The sequence below is a fragment of the Dinoroseobacter sp. PD6 genome, assembly GCF_028807315.1.
In the GTDB taxonomy this organism is placed as follows: domain Bacteria; phylum Pseudomonadota; class Alphaproteobacteria; order Rhodobacterales; family Rhodobacteraceae; genus Dinoroseobacter; species Dinoroseobacter shibae.
Window position 1 is genome coordinate 1 of record NZ_JARAMN010000019.1, and the last position, 6,705, is coordinate 6,705.

The 6,705-nt window shown below is 67.3% G+C and carries 8 protein-coding genes; 7 read left to right on the forward strand and 1 reads right to left on the reverse strand.

Annotated elements, in window-relative coordinates:
• Positions 1-241: 241 nt before the first annotated feature.
• The 7 genes from PVW48_RS19985 (at position 242) to PVW48_RS20015 (ending at position 5,464) form a co-directional block, all read left to right on the forward strand.
• On the forward strand, positions 242-400 hold the full coding sequence (locus PVW48_RS19985; protein WP_157865313.1) for a hypothetical protein: 159 nt from the start codon (positions 242-244) through the stop codon (positions 398-400).
• On the forward strand, positions 394-558 hold the full coding sequence (gene hemP / locus PVW48_RS19990) for a hemin uptake protein HemP (RefSeq protein ID WP_012178722.1): 165 nt from the start codon (positions 394-396) through the stop codon (positions 556-558). Before PVW48_RS19985 ends, hemP begins: the two co-directional genes overlap by 7 nt.
• Positions 555-1,031: a hypothetical protein gene (locus tag PVW48_RS19995; protein WP_012178721.1), complete on the forward strand. Its 477-nt coding sequence runs from the start codon at positions 555-557 to the stop codon at positions 1,029-1,031. The genes hemP and PVW48_RS19995 overlap by 4 nt, the downstream gene beginning before the upstream one ends.
• Positions 1,032-1,202: 171 nt before the next feature.
• Entirely contained in the window at positions 1,203-2,291 is a 1,089-nt protein-coding gene (locus tag PVW48_RS20000; RefSeq protein ID WP_274582725.1) for an ABC transporter permease, read from the forward strand.
• Positions 2,291-3,070 (forward strand): ABC transporter ATP-binding protein, encoded by a 780-nt coding sequence (locus tag PVW48_RS20005; RefSeq protein ID WP_012178719.1) that lies wholly within the window; start codon positions 2,291-2,293, stop codon positions 3,068-3,070. The genes PVW48_RS20000 and PVW48_RS20005 overlap by 1 nt, the downstream gene beginning before the upstream one ends.
• A 21-nt stretch (positions 3,071-3,091) precedes the next feature.
• A complete protein-coding gene (locus PVW48_RS20010; protein ID WP_274582727.1) occupies positions 3,092-4,831 on the forward strand; it encodes an MCE family protein in 1,740 nt (579 codons plus the stop codon).
• 18 nt (positions 4,832-4,849) lie between these two features.
• A complete protein-coding gene (locus PVW48_RS20015) occupies positions 4,850-5,464 on the forward strand; it encodes an ABC-type transport auxiliary lipoprotein family protein (protein WP_274582728.1) in 615 nt (204 codons plus the stop codon).
• On the opposite strand, the gene PVW48_RS20020 is transcribed toward PVW48_RS20015, so the two are convergent.
• Positions 5,465-6,622: an acetate/propionate family kinase gene (locus PVW48_RS20020; RefSeq protein WP_274582729.1), complete on the reverse strand. Its 1,158-nt coding sequence runs from the start codon at positions 6,620-6,622 to the stop codon at positions 5,465-5,467.
• Positions 6,623-6,705: the final 83 nt, after the last annotated feature.

Sequence of the window (6,705 nt, forward strand, 5' to 3'; positions counted from 1 at the left end):
GACACACGCGGATCACATGTTTCGTGAGCGGGCGTTTCGGGGCCGCAGGGGGGGAGGGGGCGTTAGCGGGGCGCATTTGTGGCGATTTTCCGCTGTGTGCCGAAGGTCGGGAGGCTTTGGATCTGCGATCCAGACAATGGAGAGGTTGACAAGACCTACTAAAATAGTCAGGAATAGAGGCATCCAGCCAACCCTCCCGAGTCAGGGCCAGCCGACAACTTTGTTCTGACAGGATGAGGCCATGCCCGAATTGTTCGAAGACCTCCGCCAGACGCGCCGGACCCGCTTGATGGATCTGGTTTTTGCCGACGAGGCCCCCGAAGGCCCGGCGCCTTTCACGCTCGAATGGCTGTTCGACCATGTCGAAGCCCACCGCGACCGGGAGGATGCCCCATGCTGAGCGTTGCGAAGGAAACGACACTGCCGCCGCAAGATGCGCTGCCGGTTTATGACGCACGGGATCTGACCAAGGGCGGCGATCTGGCCCGGATCAAGCTCGATGCGCAAATCTACACATTGCGGGTCACGCGCGCCGGTAAATTGATCCTGACGAAATGACGGTGCAGGCGACACATCGCGGGGCGGCCACCGTCGGCTATGTGCAGGACCTGCCGCCGCTGGAACGGGACGCGGTGCTCTACCTGCGCCTGTGGTGCGATGGGCCGGACGCGCAGGCCCGGGTCTGGACCGCCTTCGCGGCCTCCCTCGGGCCAGAGGCGGGGCGCCCGGCACTGAAGGCGCTCGAGAATCTGTGCATGCTGTGCCTGCGTCACGGTCGCCGCCCGATGGCGCGGCATGGCGTGGCCTGCAAGTGCCTGGGCGCGGACGAGGCCTGTTTCGCCAATTTCGTGGGCTATGCTAGCGAGGGCAGCACGGAGGATGCGCTGTTGCTGGCGACGACCCTGGTGCGTCCGGACATGGGCTACCAGGTGGTCGGCCTCGCGCAGGAATTCGGTCTGGCGCTGCGTCGCATGGTCCTGCGCAGTCAGGATCCGCCGCGGCGGGTGCCGTTGTCCGTCACACTTCATTGAGCGGGGGGCGGGGCGCGCGGTCCTTGGGGCTGCGCGCCCCGTGACAAAGGGCGAGAGAGGCCCTAGTGCTGTTCGGAACGAAGCGAACGGGATGAGGCAGCACGCGTGGCCGCAACGGATGCCGCAGAATATGCAGAAGGACGCGGGGTCGATGCGCGCCCCGCGCCCGACTTGCGCTTATCGCAGGATGAAGCCGGGGTCGCAGGCGCGCTGAGTGGCGATCTGACGATCTACGGGGTGGCCGATTTGCAGCGGCAGCTTGCCGCGCGCCCGGCCGGGTCGCTGACCCTGGATCTGTCCGGCATCGGGCGGATCGATACGGCGGGCGCCTGGCTGCTGGCAGAACTGGCGCGGGGCGAGGGGGTCCGCCTTGTGGGGGCGCCCGACAAGGTGGCGCGGCTGATCGCCAACGTGACCAAGGCCGAGCCCGAACACCCGGAGCGGACAGAGACGCCGCCGACCCTGACCGATCGCTTGGAGCGGCTCGGGCGGCAGGTGGTGGAGGGGACGAAATTCCTCGGCGGGCTGACCGGGATGCTGGGCCTCGTGCTGGCCCGGTTCGGTCGGGCCCTGCGGCATCCGCGGGAGTTCCGGATGACCGCGCTGGTGCATCATTGCGAGGAGGTGGGGCTCAGGGCCGTGCCCATCGTGGCGCTGATGGCCTTTCTGATCGGTATCGTTCTTGCCTTCCAGGGCGCGAGCCAGCTGCGGCAATTCGGGGCCGAGGTCTTCGTCGTCGACCTGATCTCGATCTCGATTCTGCGAGAGCTTGGCATTCTGCTGACGGCGATCATCGTGGCCGGGCGGACGGCCTCATCGTTTACCGCGGCCATCGGGTCGATGAAGATGCGCGAAGAGATCGATGCGATGCGGACGCTGGGCCTCGACCCCGCGATGCTGCTGTTCCTGCCGCGGGTACTGGCGCTGCTGATCATGTTGCCGATCCTGGGGCTGATCGCCAACCTGTCGGGGTTGCTGGGCGGGGCGCTGATGTCCTGGATCGAGCTGGGCATCTCGCCCGCGATGTTCCAGACCCGGCTGATCGAGGGGACCGATATCAATCATGCGGTGGTCGGGCTCGTCAAGGCGCCGTTCTTCGCCATCCTGATCGGGGTGGTTGGCTGTCATGCGGGGATGCAGGTGGAGGGCAACGCCGAATCCCTTGGCCGGATGACCTCGGGTGCGGTGGTGACCGCGATCTTCGCCGTGATCGTGACCGATGCGGCGTTTTCGATTTTCTTTGCGCAGATGGGGATCTGATGGCAGAGCCGGTGGAGAACGTGATCCGGGTGCGCGGGGTGCGGACGCAGTTCGGCACGCATGTGGTCCATGAAGACCTGGATCTGGACGTGCGGCGGGGCGAGATCCTGGGCGTGGTCGGCGGCTCGGGCACCGGCAAGTCGGTGCTGCTGCGCACGATCGCGGGGCTGTTGCGGCCTGCGGCGGGGCGGGTGGAGGTTCTGGGCACCGACATGCTGAGCGCCGACGAGGCGACGCGGGCCGCGGTCGAGGCGCGCTGGGGCGTGATGTTCCAGGACGGTGCCCTGTTTTCCTCCCTGACCGTGCGCGAGAATGTCGAAGTTCCCATGCGCGCGATCCCGGGTCTGGATGCGGCGACGCGCCGGGCATTGGCTGCGCTGAAGGTGTCGATGGTGGGACTGCCGCCGGTGGCGGAGGACAAATACCCCTCCGAGCTGTCTGGGGGGATGCGCAAGCGCGCGGGATTGGCGCGGGCGCTGGCCCTCGACCCGGAGATCGTGTTCCTCGACGAGCCGACCGCCGGGCTCGACCCCATCGGGGCGGCGGATTTCGACACGTTGATCAAGGGGCTGAGCACGGATCTGGGCCTGACGGTCTTTCTGGTCACCCATGACCTTGATACGTTGCACGCGATCTGCGACAGGATCGCTGTCCTTGCGGAACGCAAGGTGCTGGTCACGGGCACCATGGATGAGATGCTGAAGGTGGATCACCCTTGGGTGCACGCGTATTTCCACGGCCCCCGTGCCCGGGCGGCGCTTGAGACGGCAGGCGGCTGAGGCCGGAAGGAGAGACGAGACTTGGAAACGCGTGCCAATTACATCCTGATCGGGCTTTTCACGCTGCTGGGCATCCTCGGCATGATGGCCTTTTTCCTGCTGTTCGCGCGGGTCGAGCTGGACCGGCAATTCGCCTATTACGACATCCGGTTTTCCTCGGTCTCTGGGTTGAGCGAGGCGTCGGACGTACGGTTCAGCGGCTTGCCCGTGGGGCAGGTGGTCGATGTACGGCTGGCCCCGGAGCAGGACGGCTCGATCGTCGTGCGGGTTGAGGTGAATGCCGACACGCCGGTGCGCACGGACAGTGTTGCGACGATCGAGGCTCAGGGGGTCACGGGCGTGTCCTTCGTCGGGATCAGTGGGGGAACGCCGGACGCGCCGCTTCTGGTGGCGGCCACCGACGCGCAGGTGCCCGAGATCGAGGCCGGGCGCTCGGTGCTGCAGACCCTGTCTGAGGACGCGCCCGAGCTGATCACCGAGGCGCTGCAGATCGTGCAGGAGGTCAGCGCACTGCTGACCGACGACAATCGCAACCTGCTGCGCAATATCCTGGTCAATACCGAGGCGGCCTCGGAAGAATTCGCCAGCGCGTTGGAGAATTTCTCCGGCGTGGCCGATACGGTGAACGCCTTTGCCGACCAGATCAGCCGGTTCAACGCCACGCTCGATACCCTGACGGGAGAGATCAACGACGTGCTTTCCACGGCCGACACGACGCTGGCCTCCATCGGAGCCTTGTCGGAGGAGACGCGCCGGATGGTCCTCGACGGTGAGGAGGTGCTGTCGACGCTCGACGATTCCCTGGGGGCCGCGCAGACCTATATCGAAGGCGATTTGGCCGGTGCGACCGAGGAGGCCCGGGCATTGATGGCCGATCTGCGGGCGCAGGCCGACACCCTGGGCACCGAGGCTGCGGCGCTGATCGAGGGGTTCGGCGCGACCGGCGACGTGGCCACGGCCCGGCTTACGGAGTTTGCGGGCACGCTGGCGGCGGTGGATCGGCTGGTCGCTTCACTGGAGGCAACCTCGGGCGAGGTCCAGGTGGCCGTGCGGCGCATCGACGGGCTGGTTGCGGAAGAGGGCGCACCGCTGCTGAGCGAGACGCGCGCGCTGGTCGCAACGGCGCAGGCGGCGATGGAGGCGGTGAACGCGGTGGCGACCGTGGACATGCCCGCCATCGTGGCCGATATCCGCGCCGCGACCGACACCACGACCCGGGTGGTCGCCGAGGTAGGCGAGAACCTGAGCGGCGCGTCGGGCCGGGTGGAGGCGCTGATCGTGTCAGCGCAATCCACCCTCGCCGATGTCACCACCACCTTCCGCAATGCCAACGAGACCCTCACGGCGGTGAACACCGCGATGGAGACTGGCGACAGCGCCCTGCGCGCCGCCGAGAGCGCCTTTACCTCCGCCGATCGGGTGATGAGCGAGGATCTCGACGGGGTCATCGCCGCGCTGGAGAGCACGCTTGGCTCGCTGACCGGGGCGGTGGACAGCGTAGCAGAGGACCTGCCGCTGATCAGTTCGGATCTGCGCAGCGCCAGCGATGCCGCCGCGCGGGCCTTTGCCGAGGTGGAGGCGCTGGCCGAGGCGGCCGGGCCCAGGCTGGAGACTTTCGCGACCACCGGCCTGCCGCTTTATTCCCGGCTCGCGCAGGAAGCGCGCGTGCTGGTCGAAAACCTCGACCGGCTGACCAACCAGATCAGCCGCGATCCCGCGCGGTTCATCCTCAACCCCAACACCCCGGAATTCAGAAGGTAGGTCCCGATGCGCGTCCTCATGCCCCTCAAAGCCTGTTCCGTGGCGCTGCTGACGCTTGGCAGCCTGTCCGGTTGCGCGGCGGTGTCCGCGCTCGGCTCCGCGTCCGAGGTTCTGGATGTCTACGAGTTGCAGGCGCCTCGGACTCTGCCGGAGGGGCCGGTCCGGGCGCGCGACGTGGTCATAGAGTTGCCAACGACCACTGGCGCGCTGCAGACCGACCGGATCATGATCCGGCCCGACCCGTTGCAGGCGCAGTATCTGCCGGGGGTGCGGTGGGGCGACGCGACACCGGTGATGGTGCAGACCTTGATGCTGCGCACCCTGGAGGCAAGCGGGCGCTTGGGCTATGTCGGCCGCCGACCCCTCGGGATCAACGGTGATTACGCGGTACTGACGGAGATCGTGGATTTCCAGGCCGAAGCGGTGCCGGAGGGGCCGGGCGCGGTGGTCGTGCTGAGCCTGATCGGTCGCGTGGTGCGCGAGTCGGATCTGCGGATCATGGGGACGCGCCGCTTCGCCGTACAAGTGCCTGTGGCCTCGGTGTCCGAGGCCGAAGTGATCGCCGGGTTCGACCAGGCGGCACAGCAACTCTTTGCCGAGCACGGCGCCTGGGTTCTGTCGGTGGTGCGCTGACTACGCGCCGAGCACGCGCAGAGCATCGGCGGCCAACATTCGCTCTTCCTCTGCCGGGATGATGTAGATGCCGGTCGCGGAGGCGGCACTGTGCAGAGCGGTCTGACCTTCCGCGTTGGCCTCCGGGTCGATCTCGGCTCCGATCCAGTGAAGACCCGCCACGATGCGCGCGCGGATTTCGGCCGCGTTCTCGCCGATCCCACCTGTGAAGGCGATGGTTTCCGTCCCGCCAAGAGGCGCAAGCAGGGAGCTCGCATGCCGCACCGCCCAGTAAACGAAATGGTCCACCGCGAAGCCGGCCTCGGGGCGGTCGGAGGCCATCAGGGTCCGCATGTCCGACAGCCCCCCCGACAGGCCGGCCAGCCCACTTTCATTGTTCAGGATCCGCCGTGCGCGCGCGATGCCGTGATCCTCGGCCAGTTTCAGCACGGCGTTGCCATCTATGCTGCCGCTGCGGGTCGCCATGGTCAGACCTTCCAGCGGGGAATAACCCATGGTCGTGGCCACGGAGCGTCCGTCGCGGATCGCACAGATCGACGCGCCGCTGCCCAGATGGAATGCCAGCAGGCGGTCGGGCAGGGCGGCACCGGTCACGCGCGACCAGCTGTCTACCATCGCGGCATAGCTTTGCCCGTGGAAGCCATAGCGGCGCAGGCCCGCGGTTTCCGCCGTGTCGGGCAGGCCGTAGCGCAGGGCGACCTCGGGGTTGGAGGCGTGGAACGCGGTGTCGAAGCTGGCGCATTGCGGCACGTCCGGCATCAGCGCCGTGATCCGGTCGATGGCCGCGAGGTTGTGGGGGTTGTGCAAGGGCGCCAGGGCCGAACAGGCGGCGATTTCGGATCGGGTCGCGGGGGTGATCCGCACGGGCGCGGTCAGCCGGACGCCGCCATGGACCACCCGGTGCGCGACAGCCTTGAGGTGGCTTGCGGTGATGCCTCGCGTGGCCAGTGCTCCCAGGATCGCAGCCAGCGCTGCACCATGGTCGGGCAGGTCGCATGACGCGGACCGTGCGCCGATCTTCAGCCGCCCGGGCCCGCCAATGGACTCCGCCTGCCCGGTAAGATGCTCTGCGAGCGCCGGGGTGAACAGCGCAAACTTGAGCGACGACGACCCCGCGTTCAGAACAATAATCAGGTCCGACCGGGCCGGGTCCGCCATGGATCAGCCAGCCTCGACCATCATATCCTGTTTCGAGACACCTGCGACCTTGTTTGGTTTTTTCATTGCGTCTCTTCTGAAGG

What these genes read in the sequence shown, in the direction of transcription:
- hemP (WP_012178722.1), top strand. Translation starts at nt 394, where the DNA reads ATGCTGAGCGTTGCGAAGGAAACGACACTGCCGCCGCAAGATGCGCTG.
- PVW48_RS20020 (WP_274582729.1), bottom strand. Translation starts at nt 6,622, where the DNA reads ATGGCGGACCCGGCCCGGTCGGACCTGATTATTGTTCTGAACGCGGGG.
- PVW48_RS19985 (WP_157865313.1), top strand. Translation starts at nt 242, where the DNA reads ATGCCCGAATTGTTCGAAGACCTCCGCCAGACGCGCCGGACCCGCTTG.
- PVW48_RS20005 (WP_012178719.1), top strand. Translation starts at nt 2,291, where the DNA reads ATGGCAGAGCCGGTGGAGAACGTGATCCGGGTGCGCGGGGTGCGGACG.
- PVW48_RS20015 (WP_274582728.1), top strand. Translation starts at nt 4,850, where the DNA reads ATGCCCCTCAAAGCCTGTTCCGTGGCGCTGCTGACGCTTGGCAGCCTG.
- PVW48_RS19995 (WP_012178721.1), top strand. Translation starts at nt 555, where the DNA reads ATGACGGTGCAGGCGACACATCGCGGGGCGGCCACCGTCGGCTATGTG.